At 63.6% G+C, this 19,166-nt stretch carries 18 protein-coding genes; 2 read left to right on the top strand and 16 right to left on the bottom strand.

Annotated elements, in window-relative coordinates; genetic code table 11:
* The first annotated feature begins 7 nt into the window (after positions 1-7).
* On the top strand, positions 8-352 hold the full coding sequence (locus tag CAF78_RS13505; protein WP_085676174.1) for a hypothetical protein: 345 nt from the start codon (positions 8-10) through the stop codon (positions 350-352).
* Here CAF78_RS13505 and CAF78_RS13500 read toward each other — a convergent pair.
* A complete protein-coding gene (locus tag CAF78_RS13500) occupies positions 349-741 on the bottom strand; it encodes a helix-turn-helix domain-containing protein (RefSeq protein ID WP_085676173.1) in 393 nt (130 codons plus the stop codon). The genes CAF78_RS13505 and CAF78_RS13500 overlap by 4 nt on opposite strands.
* 201 nt (positions 742-942) lie before the next feature.
* On the opposite strand from CAF78_RS13500, the gene CAF78_RS13495 reads away from it, so the two are divergent.
* Entirely contained in the window at positions 943-1,263 is a 321-nt protein-coding gene (locus tag CAF78_RS13495; protein WP_085676172.1) for an ogr/Delta-like zinc finger family protein, read from the top strand.
* 27 nt (positions 1,264-1,290) lie between these two features.
* On the opposite strand, the gene nuoN is transcribed toward CAF78_RS13495, so the two are convergent.
* The 15 genes from nuoN to aceA all read right to left on the bottom strand — a co-directional run bounded on the left by nuoN (position 1,291) and on the right by aceA (position 18,852).
* Positions 1,291-2,760 (bottom strand): NADH-quinone oxidoreductase subunit NuoN, encoded by a 1,470-nt coding sequence (nuoN, locus tag CAF78_RS13490; RefSeq protein ID WP_054884878.1) that lies wholly within the window; start codon positions 2,758-2,760, stop codon positions 1,291-1,293.
* A 7-nt stretch (positions 2,761-2,767) separates the two neighbouring features.
* A complete protein-coding gene (gene nuoM, locus CAF78_RS13485; protein ID WP_085676171.1) occupies positions 2,768-4,300 on the bottom strand; it encodes an NADH-quinone oxidoreductase subunit M in 1,533 nt (510 codons plus the stop codon).
* A 49-nt stretch (positions 4,301-4,349) separates the two neighbouring features.
* On the bottom strand, positions 4,350-6,203 hold the full coding sequence (gene nuoL, locus CAF78_RS13480) for an NADH-quinone oxidoreductase subunit L (protein WP_085676170.1): 1,854 nt from the start codon (positions 6,201-6,203) through the stop codon (positions 4,350-4,352).
* Complete coding sequence (nuoK, locus tag CAF78_RS13475) at positions 6,200-6,508, bottom strand: NADH-quinone oxidoreductase subunit NuoK (RefSeq protein WP_008096201.1); 309 nt, start codon at positions 6,506-6,508, stop codon at positions 6,200-6,202. The genes nuoL and nuoK overlap by 4 nt, the downstream gene beginning before the upstream one ends.
* A 3-nt stretch (positions 6,509-6,511) precedes the next feature.
* A complete protein-coding gene (gene nuoJ / locus CAF78_RS13470; protein WP_027920603.1) occupies positions 6,512-7,012 on the bottom strand; it encodes an NADH-quinone oxidoreductase subunit J in 501 nt (166 codons plus the stop codon).
* Positions 7,013-7,022: 10 nt separating this feature from the next.
* Entirely contained in the window at positions 7,023-7,571 is a 549-nt protein-coding gene (nuoI, locus tag CAF78_RS13465; RefSeq protein ID WP_003251442.1) for an NADH-quinone oxidoreductase subunit NuoI, read from the bottom strand.
* A gap of 11 nt (positions 7,572-7,582) precedes the next feature.
* A complete protein-coding gene (gene nuoH, locus CAF78_RS13460) occupies positions 7,583-8,590 on the bottom strand; it encodes an NADH-quinone oxidoreductase subunit NuoH (protein WP_085676169.1) in 1,008 nt (335 codons plus the stop codon).
* Entirely contained in the window at positions 8,587-11,301 is a 2,715-nt protein-coding gene (gene nuoG / locus CAF78_RS13455) for an NADH-quinone oxidoreductase subunit NuoG (RefSeq protein WP_085676168.1), read from the bottom strand. Before nuoG ends, nuoH begins: the two co-directional genes overlap by 4 nt.
* Before the next feature lie 133 nt (positions 11,302-11,434).
* Positions 11,435-12,799: an NADH-quinone oxidoreductase subunit NuoF gene (nuoF, locus tag CAF78_RS13450; RefSeq protein ID WP_085676167.1), complete on the bottom strand. Its 1,365-nt coding sequence runs from the start codon at positions 12,797-12,799 to the stop codon at positions 11,435-11,437.
* Complete coding sequence (gene nuoE / locus CAF78_RS13445) at positions 12,796-13,293, bottom strand: NADH-quinone oxidoreductase subunit NuoE (protein ID WP_003251433.1); 498 nt, start codon at positions 13,291-13,293, stop codon at positions 12,796-12,798. The genes nuoF and nuoE overlap by 4 nt, the downstream gene beginning before the upstream one ends.
* A gap of 2 nt (positions 13,294-13,295) precedes the next feature.
* On the bottom strand, positions 13,296-15,077 hold the full coding sequence (nuoC, locus tag CAF78_RS13440; RefSeq protein WP_027920599.1) for an NADH-quinone oxidoreductase subunit C/D: 1,782 nt from the start codon (positions 15,075-15,077) through the stop codon (positions 13,296-13,298).
* 79 nt (positions 15,078-15,156) lie between these two features.
* Entirely contained in the window at positions 15,157-15,834 is a 678-nt protein-coding gene (locus CAF78_RS13435; protein ID WP_027920598.1) for an NADH-quinone oxidoreductase subunit B family protein, read from the bottom strand.
* A gap of 10 nt (positions 15,835-15,844) precedes the next feature.
* On the bottom strand, positions 15,845-16,258 hold the full coding sequence (locus CAF78_RS13430; protein ID WP_011534614.1) for an NADH-quinone oxidoreductase subunit A: 414 nt from the start codon (positions 16,256-16,258) through the stop codon (positions 15,845-15,847).
* Between the two features lie 381 nt (positions 16,259-16,639).
* Positions 16,640-17,302, bottom strand: coding sequence for a lysoplasmalogenase (locus CAF78_RS13425; RefSeq protein ID WP_085676166.1), 663 nt, complete (start codon positions 17,300-17,302; stop codon positions 16,640-16,642).
* 224 nt (positions 17,303-17,526) lie between these two features.
* A complete protein-coding gene (gene aceA, locus CAF78_RS13415; protein WP_054892704.1) occupies positions 17,527-18,852 on the bottom strand; it encodes an isocitrate lyase in 1,326 nt (441 codons plus the stop codon).
* Positions 18,853-19,166: the final 314 nt, after the last annotated feature.

Genomic DNA, 19,166 nt, shown 5'->3' with positions numbered 1-19,166 from the left:
TTGCCTGATGGAAGCCGCCATCGCTGCGTTGCACAAACTGCTGGAAACCGAGGGCAGGGCCTTGTTCGGCGCGCTGCTGGGCGCCCTGCTGGTGAGTGCGGCCCGGGACCGCTTCCTCATCCCTTCGCGCAAGCGCCTGTCGGCCCACAAACAAGTGTTGCTGGTGTTGCTGAGCCTGGGTGTCGGCTACCTGTTCGAGCCACTGCTGCAGGCGCTGGCGCCCATGCTGTCCCGGGGGATGGCGGCCTTCGCCGCGGCTGTGGTGGTGATCCCGATCACCTTGAAGGTCATCGTCTGGCTGGACTCGATCGACCTGCGCGAGCTCATCCGGCGCTGGCGTCGGCGTGGCTAGCCTGAGTGTGCGGCTGGCATGCGCCTGGTCAGTTCCTGCAGTTGCCGCTCCAGCTCAAGGATGCGTTGCTTGTCCTCGATGTGCAGCAGCACCGCCTGGCGGTCAGCATGGGTCAGTTCGCGCAGCCGCGTGAGGATCTCGCGCTCCCAGTTGTCCTGAGTGTGCGCAGGTCGGTTGACCTCGCGCTCGCCCAGCAGTAGCCAATCCAGCGAACAGCCATGTTGTCGAGCCAGGTCTACGCACAGTGAATAGGGAATGCTGTCGCGCACCTTCCAGCTGCTCAGGGTCTGCGGGCTGACTTCCAGGGCCTTTGCCATTTGGACGTCGGTGCCTGAGCCGGTAAGTAGCTTGAGGCGTGCCAGCACCGATGCAAACGAGTGGCTACTCATAACGAATATCCATGAGTGGTTTAACAACATTCCTTGGGCTTAGAATACTCGTTATGAATATATGCCCGTTGACTTGAGGAGATATCTTGGCATGAGAAGTAAATTGATGAAAAACCTTTCTATGACAGTAGCCAATACCGATGGAGGCAGTGGTCTTTTCTTGCAGCCCGGTGGCTCAAGCAACACGTGCGGGTGCATTGCGTGAGTACTTACAAACTGGTTTGCCCGCACTGCTGCAGCCGTATGCGAATACGTACCAGTGAAGGTCGGCATATCTTCCTGCGCATTGCTTACCTGCAATGTACCAACGAGGCCTGCGGCTGGTCGGTGAGGGCGGAGTTTGAAATGACCCACGAACTTTCGCCCAGTGGCATGCCCAACCCGCACGTGCATCTGCCATCGGCCAGCAAGGAGCTACGCAGGGCTGCGGCCTTGGTACGCGCTGAGGGGGCTTCTGCTGGCGTCAGGCTGGGAAGCCCATCGAGCCAGCCATCCGGCGCAGATAAAAAAACACCCCGCTAGTGCGGGGTGTCTGTATTGCAGTTGCGATCAGCCAAGCAGTTGCAGCCCAGCATGCTGAACCATGTCCAGCAGCGGTTGCGGGTACACGCCCAGCACGAAGGCGAGAATGGCGATGGCCAGCAGCATCACGCCGCCGGTGCGCTGTTCCCATTTCAACGGGGCGTCGTGGCGACGCAGGTTCGGCTCGACCAGGTACAGGGTGACCATGACGCGCAGGTAGTAGTACACGCCGATGGCGCTGCCGATCACCAGTGCACCGACCAGCCACCACAGCTGCGATTCGACGCCGGTGGCGATGATGTAGAACTTGCCGATGAAGCCGGCGGTCAGCGGAATGCCCGCCAGCGACAGCATCATCACGGTCAGCACCGCAGTCAGGTAGGGGCGGCGCCAGAACAGGCCGCGGTACTCATACAGCGCGTCGGCGTCACGGCCGGCGTATGGCGACGACATCAGGGTGATGACACCGAAGGCACCGAGGCTGGTGATCACGTAGGTGACCAGGTACACGCCCATGGCTTCGAGGGCCAGGCCCTTGCTGGCGACCAGGGCAATGACCAGGTAGCCGAAGTGGGCGATGGACGAGTAACCGAGCAGGCGCTTGAGGTTGCTCTGGGTCAGCGCCAGCAGGTTGCCGATCAGGATCGACGCCACGGCGATCACAGCCAGGACGGTGCTCAGCACGCCGCTGCTGGCAGCAGGCGAGAGCATGAACAGGCGCACGACCACGGCGAACACCGCCACCTTGCTGGCGGTGGCCAGGAAGGCGGCGACCGGCGCCGGAGCACCTTCGTACACGTCAGGGGTCCACAGGTGGAACGGTACCAGCGACAGCTTGAAGGCCAGGCCGACCAGCATCATGCCCAGGCCCAGCTGGGCCAGCAGGCTTGGCATGCTGGTGGCGGCCAGGGCCTTGCCCAGCTGGTCGAAGGTCAGGCTGCCAGCGTCGGCGTACAGCAGGGCCATGCCGAACAGCAGGAAGGCCGAACCTGCAGCCGACAGCACCATGTACTTGATGCCGGCTTCCAGCGAACGCTTGTTGAAGAAGGCATACGCCACCAGGCCATAGACCGGAACCGACAGCAGCTCCAGGCCGATGAACAGGCCGGCCAGGTGGTTGGCGCTGACCAGCACCAGGCCACCGAGGGCAGACATCAGCAGCAGCAGGTACAGCTCTTCACGGTTGCCCGGGAAGCCCTTGGAGCCTTCGCCGAGGTAGGCGTGGGCGAGGGTGACGCAGGCCAGCGTGGCGACCAGGATGATCGCCATGTACAGGCAGGCGAACTTGTCGATGGTGACCAGCGAGGTGACCGCCAGCGGCGCGACCTTCAGCGCCGGCAGGATCGACAGCAGGGCCAGGTTCAGGCCCACGGTGGACAGCAGGAAGGTCTGCGAGTGGTTGCGCTTCCAGGCGATCGCCAGCATCACCACCACCGTGGTGATGGTGGTGATCAGCATCGGCGCCAATGCGATGAAGTGTTGAGTGGTGAATTCCATAGCGCTCTTACCGGGCCGAAGCGAGTTGAGTGAAAGCGGAACCGAGCCACTGCTGCACACCACTCATGGTGGCGGCAGAGGTGTCGAGGAACGGCTGTGGATACACGCCCAGCAGGATCAGCAGCCCGGCCAGGCCGAGGACCATGATCAGCTCGCGACTGTCCATGCCGGCCAGCACGGTGTCGGCCTTGGCCGGGCCGAAGTAGGCGCGGTGGATCATGATCAGCGAGTACACCGAACCGAACACCAGGCCGGTGGTGGCGATCACAGTGATCCACGGTACATGCACGAAGCTGCCGATCAGGATCAGGAACTCGCCGACGAAGTTGCCGGTGCCTGGCAGGCCCAGCGACGCGGCGGCGAAGAACAGGCTGATGGCCGGCAGGTAGGCGATGCGGTGCCACAGGCCACCCATCTGGCGCATGTCGCGGGTGTGCAGGCGCTCGTACAGCTGGCCGGACAGGATGAACAGCGCGGCAGCCGACAGGCCGTGGGCCAGCATCTGGATCACCGCGCCTTGCAGGGCCTGCTGGCTGCCGGAGTAGATACCGATCAGCACGAAGCCCATGTGCGAGACGCTGGAGAAGGCGATCAGGCGCTTGATGTCGGTCTGCGCGAAGGCCAGGAAGGCACCGTAGAAGATACCGATCAGGCCCAGGGTCATGGCGATCGGCGCAAACTCGGCCGAGGCGTTCGGGAACAGCGGCAGGGCGAAGCGCAGCAGGCCGTAGGCCGCAGTCTTCAGCAAGATACCGGCCAGGTCCACGGAACCTGCGGTCGGTGCCTGGGCGTGGGCATCAGGCAGCCAGGAGTGGAACGGCACCACCGGCAGCTTCACCGCGAAGGCGATGAAGAAGCCCAGCATCAGCAGGTACTCGGTACCGGCCGGCAGCTCGGCCTTGAGCAGGTCGCTGTAGTTGAAGGTGATCACCCCGGTGTTGCTGTAGTTGACCAGTACCAGGCCCAGGATCGCCACCAGCATGATCAGGCCGCTGGCCTGGGTGAAGATGAAGAACTTGGTCGCCGCGTAGATCCGGGTCTTCTTGCCGTCTGCCGAGCTGTGACCCCAGAGCGCGATGAGGAAGTACATCGGCACCAGCATCATTTCCCAGAAGAAGAAGAACAGGAACAGGTCCAGGGCCAGGAACACACCGACCACGCCGCCGAGGATCCACATCAGGTTGAGGTGGAAGAAGCCGACGTGGCGCTGGATTTCTTTCCAGGAGCACAGTACCGACAGCACACCGAGCAGGCCGGTGAGCAGGATCATCAGCAGCGACAGGCCATCGAGGGCCAGGTGGATGCTGATGCCGAAGCGCTGGATCCACTGGACTTTGTATTCCAGGGCCCAGGCAGGCTCGCCACCCGGAGCGGGGGCCAGGGTGTAGTCGCCATTGGCCCACAGGTACAGGCCGATGCCGAGCAGCAGGGACATGGTCAGCAGCGCGATCCAGCGCGGCAGGGTGGCGCCGAAGCGCTCACCCAGCCAGCACAGCAGGCCGCCGATGAAGGGGATCAGGATCAGCCAAGGCAAAATCATGACGGGTTGGTTTCCTTTCGCAGAGTCGCAAGGTTCGCAAAGTTCATGGTCATACCGCTGCCACTACCACAGCGCCGAGTACCAGCACTGCGCCAACGGCGATCGAAGCGGTGTACCAGCGCAGCTGGCCGGTCTCGGTCTTGCTCATGGCGACGTTGCCGCCGCGAGCCAGGCGAGGGATGAGGCCGATGCTGCGGTCAACCGGATCCTTGCGCAGGACGTGGCTGATCAGCAGGTAAGGTTTGACGAACAGCTTGTCGTAGATCCAGTCGAAGCCCCAGGCGGCGAACCACCAGGCCGACAGGACGCGACCAATGCCGCTGTTGGCCACGGCGCTGACGAAGCGACGCTTGCCGAGGAACAGCAGGGCCGACAGCAGGATACCGGCGATGGCGATGGCACCCGAGGTGATCTCCAGCGCGTGCTTGGCTTCGCCACCGGCGTGGCCGGCGCTTTCCGGCAGCACACCTGCCAGCGGCGGAGTGATCCAGGCGCCGACGAAGGTCGACAGCACGATCAGCACGCCCAGCGGCAGCCAGTGGCTGATGCCGTGGCCAGCGTGGGCTTCGGTCTTCGCTTCGCCGTGGAAGGCGATGAAGATCAGGCGGAAGGTGTACAGCGAGGTCATGAACGCGCCAACCAGGCCGGCGTACAGCAGGCCGGTGTTACCGCTGGCGAAGGCTTCCCAGAGGATCTCGTCCTTGGAGTAGAAGCCCACGGTCACGATCGGCAGGGCGGCCAGGGCAGCACCACCGACCACGAAGCTGGCGTAGGCCAGCGGCAGCTTCTTCCACAGGCCGCCCATCTTGAAGATGTCCTGCTCGTGGTGGCAGGCAACGATCACCGCACCGGAGGCAAGGAACAGCAGGGCCTTGAAGAAGGCGTGGGTCATCAGGTGGAAGATCGCCGCGTCCCAGGCACCTACGCCCAGGGCGAGGAACATGTAGCCGATCTGGCTCATGGTCGAGTAGGCGAGGATACGCTTGATGTCGGTCTGCACCAGCGCGGCGAAGCCGGCCAGTACCAGGGTCACGCCACCGACCACGCCGACCAGGTGCAGGATGTCCGGCGCCAGCAGGAACAGGCCGTTGGTACGGGCGATCAGGTAAACGCCCGCGGTCACCATGGTTGCCGCGTGGATCAGTGCCGAAACCGGAGTCGGGCCCGCCATCGCGTCAGCCAGCCAGGTCTGCAGTGGCAGCTGGGCCGATTTACCCACCGCACCACCCAGCAGCATCAGGGTCGCCAGCACCATCCAGGTGTCGCCCGCCTGGAATTTCTGCGGCGCCAGCACCAGCAGTTCCTGCACGTTCAGGGTACCCAGCTGGGCGAACAGGATGAACAGGCCGATGGCCATGAACACGTCGCCGATGCGGGTGACGATGAATGCCTTGAGTGCCGCGTTACCGTTGTTGCGGTTGCTGTAGTAGAAACCGATCAACAGGTACGAGCACAGGCCCACGCCTTCCCAGCCGAAGTAGATGAACAGCAGGTTGTCGCCAAGGATCAGGAACAGCATGCTGGCGATGAACAGGTTGGTGTACGAGAAGAAGCGCGAGTAACCGGCTTCGCCGCGCATGTACCAGGACGCGAACAGGTGGATCAGGAAGCCGACACCGGTGACTACGCCGAGCATGGTCACCGACAGGCCGTCCAGGTACAGGGTGAAGTTCGGCGCGAAGCCGTCCACCGACATCCACTGCCACAGCAGCTGGCTGTACGCGCCGCCCTCAGGCGGGGCGACGTTGAACTGCCAGATGACGTAGGCGGCGGTGGCGGCCGAGAGGCCCACCGAGCCGACGCCGATCAGGGCGGACAGGTTCTCCGAGAACCGCCCGCGCGAGAACGACAGCAGCAGGAAGCCGACGAGGGGGAAGACGAAAGTCAGGAAGAGAAGGTTCATCCGCGCATCTCACTGGCAGCATCGATGTCGAGAGTGTGGAAGCGGCGATACAGCTGCAGCAGGATTGCCAGGCCAATGCTGGCCTCGGCGGCTGCCAGGCTGATCACCAGAATGAACATCACCTGGCCGTCGGGCTGGACCCAACGGGCACCGGCGACGATGAACGCCAGGGCAGAGGCGTTCATCATGACTTCCAGGCTCATGAGCACGAAGAGGATGTTGCGGCGGACCATCAGGCCAACCAGACCTAAGCAGAACAGGATGCCGGCGACTGCCAGACCATGCTCGAGAGGGATAGCACCCATGATTTACTCCTTCGCCTCGTTGCGGCCCAGGTGGAAGGCGGTGACGGCTGCAGCCAGCAGCAGCATCGACGCCAGTTCGACCACCAGCAGGTACGGCCCGAACAGGCTGATACCCACTTCTTTAGGGCTGACGGTGGTACCGCTGATGGCCGCGCCGCTTGGCGAAACGAACAGCACGTACAGCAGCTCCAGCAGCAGCAGGGCGGCCAGGATCACCGGCCCGGCCCAGATGCCGGGCTTGAGCCAGCCCCGCTCCTGGGCGACCGAAGCCGGCCCGAGGTTGAGCATCATCACCACGAACACGAACAGCACCATGATGGCGCCGGCGTAGGCGATCACTTCCAGGGCGCCGGCGAACGGCGCACCCAGGGCGAAGAAGATCATCGCGACGGAAATCAGCGAGATGATCAGGTAAAGCAAGGCGTGCACGGGGTTGGTGCCGGTCACCACCCGAAGGGTGGAGACCACGGCGATCCCGGATGCGAAGTAGAAAGCGAATTCCATCTTTCTGTCCTTATGGGAGCAAGCTCTTCACGTTGATCGGCTCGGCTTCGTTCTGTGCAGAGCCCTTCGGCTTGCCAGCGATCGCCATACCCGCAACACGGTAGAAGTTGTAGTCAGGGTTCTTGCCGGGGCCGGAGATCAGCAGATCTTCTTTCTCGTACACCAGGTCCTGACGCTTGAACTCGGCCATTTCAAAATCCGGAGTCAGCTGGATCGCGGTGGTCGGGCACGCCTCTTCACACAGGCCGCAGAAGATGCAGCGCGAGAAGTTGATGCGGAAGAACTCCGGGTACCAGCGGCCGTCCTCGGTCTCGGCCTTCTGCAGCGAGATGCAGCCGACCGGGCAGGCCACCGCGCAGAGGTTGCACGCTACGCAGCGCTCCTCGCCATCGGGGTCGCGGGTGAGGACGATGCGGCCGCGGTAGCGCGGCGGCAGGTACACGGGTTCTTCGGGGTACTGCAGGGTGTCGCGCTTGCGGAACCCGTGGGAGAACACCATGGCCAGGCTGCGCAGCTGGGTGCCGGTGCCCTTAACGATGTCGCCGATATACTTGAACATGGGTCAAATCCTCACTGGGCCGCGACGGCTGGCGTGTTGTAGAGCACGATCGCAGCGGTCACCAGCAAATTGATCAGGGTCAGCGGCAGGCAGAACTTCCAGCTGAAGTCCATCACCTGGTCATAGCGCGGGCGCGGGATCGACGCGCGCAGCAGGATGAACAGCATGATGAAGAACGCGGTCTTCAGGGCGAACCACAGGAACGACAGTTGCGGCAGGATGCCGAACGGGCCGTGCCAGCCGCCGAAGAACAGGGTCACCAGCAGCGCCGAGATGAGGATGATGCCGATGTACTCACCGACGAAGAACATGCCCCATTTCATGCCGGCATACTCGATGTGGTAGCCGTCGGCCAGTTCCTGTTCCGCTTCCGGCTGGTCGAACGGGTGACGGTGAGTCACGGCGACGCCAGCGATGAAGAAGGTGCAGAAGCCGAAGAACTGCGGAATGATGAACCACAGGTTGTTGGCCTGGTATTCAACGATGTCGCGCATGTTGAACGAACCCACCTGCACCACCACGCCCATCAGCGCCAGGCCCAGGAACACTTCGTACGACACGGTCTGTGCCGAGGCACGCAAGCTGCCCAGCAGGGCGTACTTGTTGTTCGACGACCAGCCGGCGAACAGCACCGCGTAGACCGACAGGCCGGCCATGGCGAAGAAGAACAGCAGGCCGATGTTCAGGTCGGCGACGCCCCACAGCGGGGTGATCGGGATCACGCAGAAGGCGATCAGCAGGGCACTCATGGCCACGACCGGCGCCAGGGTGAAGATCATGCGATCGACGAAGGGCGGGTTCCAGTCTTCCTTGAAGAACATCTTCAGCATGTCGGCAGCGATCTGGAACATGCCGAACGGGCCGACGCGGTTCGGACCGTAACGGTCCTGCCACCAGCCCAGCAGGCGCCGCTCGACGAAGCTGAGCAGCGCGCCGCAGACCACCACCGCGAGCAGGACCACGATGGCCCGGACCACGGTGAGGATCACATCGATCACTTCGGGGGTGAACCAGCTCATTGTGCTGCCTCCTGCAGACCTTCGACGGATGCACCGAAGATGGCAGGCGGAATGCCGGCCAGGCCTTTGGGCAACGCAACCAGGCCAGCGCCCAGTGCTTCATTGATGCGCAGCGGCAGGCGCAGGGCCACACCGGCCACGTTCAGGCTCAGCAGGGCGCCGTCGTTGACGCCCAGGCGGTCGGCTTCGGACTTGGCCAGGCCGACGTAGGCGGCCGGGATGCGCTCCTGCACCGGGGCGGCGCGCGAGGAGCTCTCTTCGCTGCCGAACAGGTGGAAGAACGGCACCGCAGTCCAGGTGCCACGGGCCGGGTTGAAGGCGCCCGGGATGGCGTTGAACCAGTTCAGGCGATCGCCTTGCGATTCGATCAGGCGCACGCCCGGGTCACCGGCACGCAGGTGGCCACCGACCTCGTCCTGAAACTTGTTCCAGGCTTGCGGCGAGTTCCAGCCCGGCGACCAGGCGAACGGCACCTGCTGGCGCGGTTCGGCCGAACCCGAATAGCCTTCCATGGAGAAGGCGAACGCGGTGTCCTTGTCCTGCGGGGTACGCGGCTCGTGCACGCTGATGTTGGCGCGCATGGCGGTACGGCCGGAGTAGCGCAGCGGCTCACGGGCCAGCTTCATGCCCTTGATGCGGAACGCGGCGCTTGGGGCGGCATTGACGATACCGGCCAGTTGCGGCGCGGCTTCGGCGCAGGCGCTGGTGACGTGGTCCAGCTGGGTCCAGTCGACCGGCTTGTTGAGCAGGGTGGCACGCAGGGCGTGCATCCAGCGCCAGCCTTCGTGAACCAGGATGCTGCTGTCCAGGTACTGCGGGTCGAACACCTGGAAGAAGCGCTGGGCACGGCCTTCCTGGCTGACCAGGGTGCCGTCGCCTTCGGCGAACGAGGCGGCCGGCAGCACCAGGTGGGCGCGGTCGACAGTGGCGGTCTTGGAGTGGTCGGCGACGATCACCACCTTGGCTGCGGCCAGGGCTGCGTCGACCTTGGCGGCCGGTACGCGGGCGTACAGGTCGTTTTCCAGCACGACGATGGCGTCGGCCTTGCCGCTGATGACGGCGTCCAGCGCGGCATCCACCGACTCGCCACCGAGCATGGCCATGCCGAGGCTGTTGGCCTCAGGCACCACCAGGCTCAGCGAGCCGTTCTTCTCGCGCAGCTTGAGGGCCTTGGCGATGTTGGCGGCGGCTTCGATCAGCGCCGGGTCGGCCAGCGAGGTACCGGCGATGACCAGTGGGCGCTTGGCGGCGACCAGGGCGTCGGCGATGCGCTGGGCCAGGGCCTTGGCTTCGGCGTCCAGGCCTTCGACGGCCGGGGCGCTCGGGTCGATGGCGTGGGCCACGGCGAAACCGAGGCGGGCCAGGTCGGCCGGGGCGGCGTGCACGCATTCTTCGGCAACGTCGTCCAGCTTGGTTTCAGCCAGCGAAGCGATGAACAGCGGGTACAGCGCGTGCTGGCCGATGTTCTTCACTGCCGCGTCGAGCCACGGTTGCACCTTCATGGCTTCGGCCATGGCCTCGGCCTTGCCTTTGGTGGACTGGCGCACGGCCAGGGCAACGCGGGCAGCGGTCTGGGTCAGGTCTTCACCGAGCACGAACACGGCATCGTGGTCTTCGATGTCGCGCAGGGTCGGCACCGGCAGCGGGCTGTTGTTCAGCACGTTCAGGGCCAGGCGTACGCGGGCCAGCTCGCCGGCTTCCATACCGGAGTAGAAGTAGTCGGCGCCGACCAGCTCACGCAGGCCGTAGTTGCTTTCGAGGCTGGCGCGTGGCGAGCCGATGCCGACGATGGTACGGCCGCGCAGCAAATCGGCGGCTTTGTCCAGGGCGGCGTCCAGGCTCAGCTTGGTACCGTCGGCCAGGTGTGGCTGGCGAGGGCGGTCCTTGCGGTTGACGTAGCCGTAGCCGAAGCGGCCGCGGTCGCACAGGAAGTACTGGTTGACCGAACCATTGAAGCGGTTCTCGACCCGGCGCAGTTCGCCGTAGCGCTCGCCCGGGCTGATGTTGCAGCCGCTGGAGCAGCCGTGGCAGATGCTCGGGGCGAACTGCATGTCCCACTTGCGGTTGTAGCGCTCGGAGTGGGTCTTGTCGGTGAACACGCCAGTCGGGCAGACCTCGGTCAGGTTGCCGGAGAACTCGCTTTCCAGCACGCCGTCTTCGACGCGGCCGAAGTACACGTTGTCGTGGGCGCCGTACACGCCCAGGTCGGTACCACCGGCATAGTCCTTGTAGTAGCGCACGCAGCGGTAGCAGGCGATGCAGCGGTTCATCTCATGGGCGATGAACGGGCCGAGGTCCTGGTTCTGGTGGGTACGCTTGGTGAAACGGTAGCGGCGCTCATTGTGGCCGGTCATTACCGTCATGTCCTGCAGGTGGCAGTGACCGCCTTCCTCGCACACCGGGCAGTCGTGCGGGTGGTTGGTCATCAGCCATTCGACGACGCTGGCGCGGAACGCCTTGGACTCGTCATCGTCGATGGAGATCCAGGTGCCGTCGGAGGCAGGGGTCATGCAGGACATGACGATACGACCACGGGTGTCGTTCTCGTCGGTGTACTGCTTGACCGCACACTGCCGGCAGGCGCCGACGCTACCAAGCGCCGGGTGCCAGCAGAAATAAGGGATGTCGAGGCCGAGTGACAGACACGCCTGTAACAGGTTGTCCGCACCGTTGACTTCGAGCGCTTTGCCGTCTACGTGGATAGTGGCCATTGTTCAAAGTTCTTCGTTGGCCCGCGTGAGCGGGCGTGGCTAATGGAAATCGGTGAGCTTGCGACACGCCGCGAACGAATCGGGCCTGCCGGAAAGCTGGCGAGTGGCACGGACCACCCGCCTAATCATCTTGTTATGCGCCGACCACGATCGGCTTGGCCAAGTTAGGGCGCAGGGTGTCGGCAGCGCTTGCTGGCGCGACACCGGCCTCGAACTCGGACCGGAAGTATTTGATGGCACTGCCCAATGGCTCGACGGCACCCGGTGCGTGAGCACAGAAGGTACGGCCTGGGCCGAGGAAGTTGACCAGCCCCAGCAGCGTCTCGATGTCTTCGGCGCGGCCCTGGCCGTTCTCCAGTGCGCGCAGCATCTTCACGCTCCACGGCAGGCCGTCACGGCAGGGGGTGCACCAGCCGCACGATTCGCGGGCGAAGAACTCTTCCATGTTGCGCAGCAGCGAGACCATGTTGATGCTGTCGTCGACCGCCATGGCCAGGCCCGTACCCATACGGGTGCCGACCTTGGCGATGCCACCGGCGTACATCTGGGCGTCGAGGTGCTCGGGCAGCAGGAAGCCGGTACCGGCGCCGCCTGGCTGCCAGCACTTGAGCTTGAAGCCGTCGCGCATGCCGCCGGCGTAGTCTTCGAACAGCTCGCGGGCGGTGACGCCGAACGGCAGTTCCCACAGGCCCGGGTTCTTGACCTTGCCGGAGAAGCCCATCAGCTTGGTGCCGTGGTCTTCGCTGCCTTCACGGGCCAGCGACTTGTACCAGTCGTTGCCGTTGGCGACGATGGCGGGCACGTTGCACAGGGTTTCGACGTTGTTCACGCACGTCGGCTTGCCCCACACGCCAACGGCGGCAGGGAAGGGCGGCTTGGAGCGCGGGTTGGCGCGGCGGCCTTCCAGCGAGTTGATCAGCGCGGTTTCTTCGCCGCAGATGTAGCGGCCGGCACCGGTGTGCACGAACAGCTCGAAGTCGAAACCGCTGCCCAGGATGTTCTTGCCCAGGAGGCCTGCGGCCTTGGCTTCATCGATGGCGCGGTTGAGGTTCTTCGCCGCGGTGGTGTATTCGCCACGCAGGAAGATGTAGCCACGGTAGGCCTTCAGGGCGCGGGCGCTGATCAGCATGCCCTCGACCAGCAGATGGGGCTGTTGCTCCATCAGCATGCGGTCCTTCCAGGTGTTCGGCTCCATTTCGTCCGCGTTGCACAGCAGGTAGCGGATGTTCATGGATTCGTCTTTGGGCATCAGGCCCCACTTCACGCCAGTGGGGAAGCCCGCGCCGCCACGGCCCTTGAGGCCGGAGTCCTTGACGCTCTGCACGATGTCGTCGGCAGACATTTGCGCCAGTGCCTTGCGGGCAGCGGCGTAGCCGTTTTTCGACTCGTACTCGGCCAGCCAGACCGGCTCGCCGTCATCACGCAGGCGCCAGGTCAGCGGGTGGGTTTCGGCCGAACGCGCGATGCGGTTGGCCGGGCCGAAGGAAGTAATGGTCATACGTAACCCTCCAGCAGTTTGGAAACGCCGGCCGGCTGCACGTCACCGAAGGTGTCGTCGTCGATCATCAGCGCCGGGGCCTTGTCGCAGTTGCCCAGGCAGCACACCGGCAGCAGGGTGAAGCGCCCGTCCGCGGTGGTCTGGCCGAGGCCGATGCCCAGTTCGCTCTGGATCTGGCTGACCACCGATTCGTGGCCGCCGATGTAGCAGACCATGCTGTCGCACACACGGATGATGTGGCGGCCAACCGGCTGGCGGAAGATCTGGCTGTAGAAGGTGGCCACACCCTCGACGTCGCTGGCCGGGATGCCCAGCACTTCGCCGATGGCGTGGATGGCGCCATCCGGCACCCAGCCACGTTCCTTCTGGACGATCTTCAGGGCTTCGATGGACGCCGCGCGCGGGTCCTCGTAGTGATGCATTTCGTGCTCGATGGCCGAGCGCTCGGTTTCGCTCAGGGCGAAACGGTCTGTCTGGATAAGCGTGCTGTTCATGCTTAGCGGTCCACGTCAGCCATAACGAAGTCGATACTGCCCAGGTACGCAATGAGGTCGGCGACCATGCTGCCTTTGATCACCGAAGGGATCTGCTGCAGGTGCGGGTAGCTCGGGGTACGGATCCGGGTGCGGTAGCTCATGGTGCCGCCATCGCTCGTCAGGTAGTAACTGTTGATGCCCTTGGTCGCCTCGATCATCTGGAACGACTCGTTGGCCGGCATGACCGGGCCCCACGAGACTTGCAGGAAGTGCGTGATCAGGGTTTCGATGTGCTGCAGGGTGCGCTCTTTCGGCGGCGGCGTGGTCAGCGGGTGGTCCGCCTTGTACGGGCCTTCCGGCATGTTGCGCAGGCACTGGTCGATGATGCGGATACTCTGGCGCATCTCTTCGACGCGGACCATGCAGCGATCGTAGGCATCGCCGTTGTGGGCCAGCGGTACTTCGAACTCGAAGTTCTCGTAGCCGGAGTACGGGCGCGCTTTACGCAGGTCGAAGTCGCAACCGGTGGCACGCAGGCCGGCACCGGTGGTACCCCACTCCAGGGCTTCCTTGGTGTTGTACGCGGCAACGCCGATGGTACGGCCCTTGAGGATGCTGTTCTGCAGGGCGGCCTTGGTGTACTCGTCGAGGCGCTTGGGCAGCCATTCGACGAAGTCCTTGACCAGCTTGTCCCAGCCGCGCGGCAGGTCGTGGGCCACGCCACCGATGCGGTACCAGGCCGGGTGCAGGCGGAAACCGGTGATCGCTTCGATCACGGTGTAGGCGCGCTGGCGGTCGGTGAAGGTGAAGAACACCGGGGTCATGGCGCCGACGTCCTGGATGTAGGTACCCAGGAACAGCAGGTGGCTGGTGATGCGGAAGAACTCGGCCAGCATGATGCGAATCACGTCGACCTTCTGTGGCACCTGGATGCCGGCCAGCTTCTCGACCGCGAGCACGTACGGCAGGTTGTTCATCACCCCGCCGAGGTAGTCTATACGGTCGGTGTAGGGGATGAAGCTGTGCCAGGACTGGCGCTCGGCCATTTTTTCGGCGCCACGGTGGTGGTAGCCGATGTCCGGTACGCAGTCGACGATCTCTTCACCGTCCAGCTGCAGGACGATACGGAAGGCACCGTGGGCCGAAGGGTGGTTCGGGCCGAGGTTGAGGAACATGTAGTCCTCGTTGGCGCCCTGGCGCTTCATGCCCCAGGCTTCCGGGTTGAAGCGCGCCGATTCCTCTTCAAGCTGCTGCTTGGCCAGGGTCAGGCTGTAGGGGTCGAACTCGGTGGCACGGGCAGGGTAGTCCTTGCGCAGCGGGTGACCTTCCCAGGTCGGCGGCATCATGATGCGGCTCAGATGCGGGTGGCCGGCAAAGTCGATGCCGAACATGTCCCAGACTTCGCGCTCGTACCAGTTGGCGTTGGGCCAGATACCGGTGACGGTCGGCAGGTTCAGGTCGCCTTCGCTGAGCGACACCTTGATCATCACGTCGCTGTTACGCTCAACCGACAGCAGGTGGTAGAACACGCTGAAGTCGGCGGCGGGCAGGCCGCGGCGCTGGGTGCGCAGGCGCTCGTCGACGCCGTGCAGGTCGTACAGCATGCTGTACGGTTTGGCGACGCCGCGCAGGAAGCTGAGCACTTCCTTGAGCTGGGCGCGCTTGACCCACAGCACGGGCATGCCGGTGCGGGTTTCCTGGGCGACGAATGCGTCGGCGCCAAAACGGTTGTGCAGTTCGACGACCACATCCTGGTCGTCAGCCTTGTAGGGCGGAATGAAAATAGCGTTGTCCGCTGTCATGGTCTCGGTCGCTTTGGGTCAGCGTTAAGAATGAAGCCAGGCCGCCGGCTCCTTCGGGAGCGGGCGGCAGGTCGCTGGATCAGACTTCGTCGGGGCTGCGCAGGTTGGTTACCGCAATGCGCTGTTCGCGACGCAGGTCTTTCTGGGCGGGCATCTCGGCACGGTAGATGCCTTGATCACCAACCACCCAGGAAAGCGGGCGTCGTTCTTGGCCGATCGACTCCTGCAGCAGCATCAAGCCTTGCAGGAAAGCCTCAGGGCGCGGCGGGCAGCCAGGCACGTAGACGTCCACGGGGAGGAACTTGTCGACCCCCTGAACGACCGAGTAGATGTCGTACATGCCACCGGAGTTGGCGCACGAACCCATGGAGATGACCCACTTCGGCTCGAGCATCTGCTCGTACAGGCGCTGGATGATCGGCGCCATCTTGACGAAGCAGGTACCGGCGATGACCATGAAGTCGGCCTGACGCGGCGAGGCCCGGATGACTTCGGCGCCGAAGCGGGCGATGTCGTGGGGTGCCGTGAAGGCCGTGGTCATTTCCACGTAGCAGCAGGACAGGCCGAAGTTGTACGGCCAGAGGGAGTTCTTGCGACCCCAGTTGACCGCGCCACGCATCACATCTTCAAGCTTGCCCATGAAGATGTTCTTGTGGACCTGGTCCTCGAGCAGCTGGTCGGTGACGGTTTCCCGATCACCTACCGGGTATTGCTCGTTGGGCGCATCCGGATCGATTCTGGTGAGATTGTATTGCATTGCCAAAGCCTCATTGTTTCAGCTTCGCTTGCCGCTTGCGGCGACCTTCGGGTGCCCAGTCAAGAGCTCCGACGCGCCATAGGTAGACAAGACCAGCCAACAGAATTGCTATGAAAACGAGTGCTTCGACGAATCCGGTCCAGCCGCTTTCGCGGACGGACACAGACCATGCATACAGGAAGAGGGCTTCGATATCGAAGATCACGAACAGCATCGCGACCAGATAGAATTTGGCGGACAGGCGCAGGCGGGCGCTGCCGACGGGCAGCATGCCGGATTCGAAGGGTTCGTTCTTGGCGCGGCCCCAGGCCTTGCTACCGAGCAGGCTGGAGAGACCGAGCATGAAGGCACACAGGCCGACGACACCCAGGAGGAAGATGGCAAAGCCCCAGTTGTGGGCGATGAGTCCTGCCGAATCGGACATGCTAGAAATCCTTATACAGAGACCCAGCTCTGCAGTCTGAAATAAGTAGAGCGGCGACGTGGTGTCGCAGGTGCAGTGACCAAATGTCGCAGCTGAATCAATCGCGCTGATTTTATGGGTAAACCCGGTGCAAGTAAAATTTCCGTTGCAAATTTATTCGTAGGATTTAGAACAAAACCCGCGCCTAACTGGCTGAAACCCTTGAGATTCGGGCATTGCATGCGGTTTTGTTAATTATGTTTCTTGCGACTGGTAACGAATTACAAACTTCGTAATGATAATTAATATCATTTGATCTGACGCCTTCTAATTGGGCTCTTCTGCACCTTGTAAAGTTCATCTGCAGATTTCCCCTGCTTGCAAATGCGAAATACTCGTGTTCTAGCAGCTTCCGACGCCTCGCGCACCGCTCTGGGTCAATACTTTGCCGGTTGAGCCGTGGTGCGCTGATGTAGCGATCGCCCACTGGCCGAGCCAGTAGGCGAGGATGATCAGGTAGGGCGCGGCAGCAAACGGGCTGACGAAGCGGTCGATGCCGATCAGGCTGTCGGAGAACACGAACAGGCACGCGCCCAACGCGGCGACACCGCCGCAGGCCAGCGAGCGCCAGAGCATGGCGCTGATGGCCAGTGCGTAGACCGCGACCGGGGCCAGCAGCGGGCCAAGGCCGTGGCTGGCAAGCACGCCGAACAGGGTGATGCCGGTGATGGCGCTCAACAACAATGCGGGCAAGGCGGGGCGCAGGGTCCTGCCGCAATAGGCGCGCAGGTAGGCGAGGTGGGCGCAGAGGAAGGCGGCCAGGCCGAATACGAACAACTCGGCAGGGATGGCCAAAAGGATATCGCCGAGTATCGAGAAGGCCAGGCCGACGGTGATCCAGCGCCGATAGGGTGTTACGGGAGCGCTACGCAGCCAGGCGATCAGGGCCAGTACCGGGACAGGCTTGGCCAGCAGGCCGAGCAGGGCGTTGTCGCTGGCCACTGCATATATATAGAGAGCAGCGGCGGCCAGGGCGAGGATCATCAAGTGGCTTGGACGGGGCATGGGCGGTCCTTGCTGCTGTGCTGCCACAAGCATAGCCCTGATTCTGGGTTCTGCTTCGGCCTGTTCCGGCCCTTTCGCGGGCAAGCCCGCTCCCACAGGTACTGTGCACAGTTCGAGGGCTGCGGTAATCCTGTGGGAGCGGGCTTGCCCGCGAAAGGGCCGGTGCAACAAAAAGAAAGGCCCGAGGCTTTGGCAAGCCCCGGGCCTCTGTCAGCAACCCACTATCAGTGGAACTGCTCTTCCTCGGTCGAGCCGGTCAGCGCGGTCACCGACGAAGCGCCACCCTGGATCACGGTGGTCATGTCGTCGAAGTAGCCGGTGCCGACTTCCTGCTGGTGCGCCACGAAGGTGTAGCCCTTGCTGGCGTCGGCGAATTCCTGCTCCTGCAGCTTCACGTAGGCGGTCATGTCGTTGCGGGCGTAGTCGTGCGCCAGGTTGAACATGCCGTGCCACATGTTGTGAATACCGGCCAGGGTGATGAACTGGTGCTTGTAGCCCATGGCCGACAGCTCGCGCTGGAACTTGGCGATGGTCGCGTCGTCCAGGTTCTTCTTCCAGTTGAAGGACGGCGAGCAGTTGTACGACAGCAGTTGGTCCGGGTATTCCTTTTTGATGGCTTCGGCAAAGCGACGGGCTTCGTCCAGGTCGGGCTTGGCGGTTTCGCACCAGATCAGGTCGGCGTACGGGGCGTAGGCCAGGCCGCGGGCGATAGCCTGGTCGAGGCCGGCACGCACCTTGTAGAAGCCTTCACGGGTACGCTCGCCAATCACGAACGGCTGGTCGTACGGGTCGCAGTCGCTGGTCAGCAGGTCGGCGGCGTTGGCGTCGGTACGGGCCAGGATGATGGTCGGCACGCCGGCAACGTCGGCAGCCAGGCGGGCTGCCACCAGCTTCTGCACGGCCTCCTGGGTCGGTACCAGGACCTTGCCGCCCATGTGGCCGCATTTTTTCACCGAGGCCAGCTGGTCTTCGAAGTGCACGCCGGCGGCGCCCGCTTCGATCATGTTCTTCATCAGTTCGTAGGCGTTGAGTACGCCGCCGAAACCGGCTTCGGCGTCGGCCACGATCGGTGCGAAGTAGTCGATGTAGCCATCATCGCCCGGGTTCTTGCCGGCCTTCCACTGGATCTGGTCGGCGCGGCGGAACGCGTTGTTGATGCGCTTGACCACGGTCGGTACCGAGTCGACCGGGTACAGCGACTGGTCTGGGTACATGGACTCGGCCGAGTTGTTGTCGGCGGCCACCTGCCAGCCCGACAGGTAGATGGCCTGGATGCCGGCTTTGACCTGCTGCACTGCCTGGCCGCCGGTCAGGGCGCCCATGCAGTTGACGAAATCTTTTTCTGGGCGGAAGGACGGGTGGGCACCCTGGGTGACCAGCTTCCACAGTTTTTCTGCGCCCTGGCGAGCGAAAGTGTGCTCAGGCTGCAGCGAGCCACGCAGGCGAACGACATCGGCGGCGGTGTAGGTACGGGTCACGCCTTTCCAGCGCGGGTTCTCGGCCCAGTCTTTCTCGAGGGCTGCAATTTGCTGTTCGCGTGTCAGTGCCATGGAAATAAACCTCGTCGCATCGATCTTGGGTTAATTGTGCTGATGCTCGGGGCTGATCAGGGACCTGGCGGCTGTCCTGTCCGGGGGAGTGCGGCGGCGAACGCGAAGGCTCGAAGGGGAAGGGGTGCAGGCCAGGCGCATGTGTGCTCCGGCAGGTCGGCTCGTGGTTGCCTTGCTGCGGTGCTACGCGATTGCCAGAACTGCGGTGATGCGCTTCCGTCCCTCGGGACAACTTCTTCGTTGCAGTCGCAATCCCGTCGAACCGCCTTGTGGGCCGTATAGACACGAGGTGCCTCCAGGGGTGGGAGGAGGAC

Source organism: Pseudomonas sp. R28(2017) (assembly GCF_002112505.1).
Taxonomy (GTDB): domain Bacteria; phylum Pseudomonadota; class Gammaproteobacteria; order Pseudomonadales; family Pseudomonadaceae; genus Aquipseudomonas.
The sequence above is the reverse complement of the archived record's forward strand: the minus strand, read 5'-3'. Positions and strand labels throughout refer to the sequence as shown.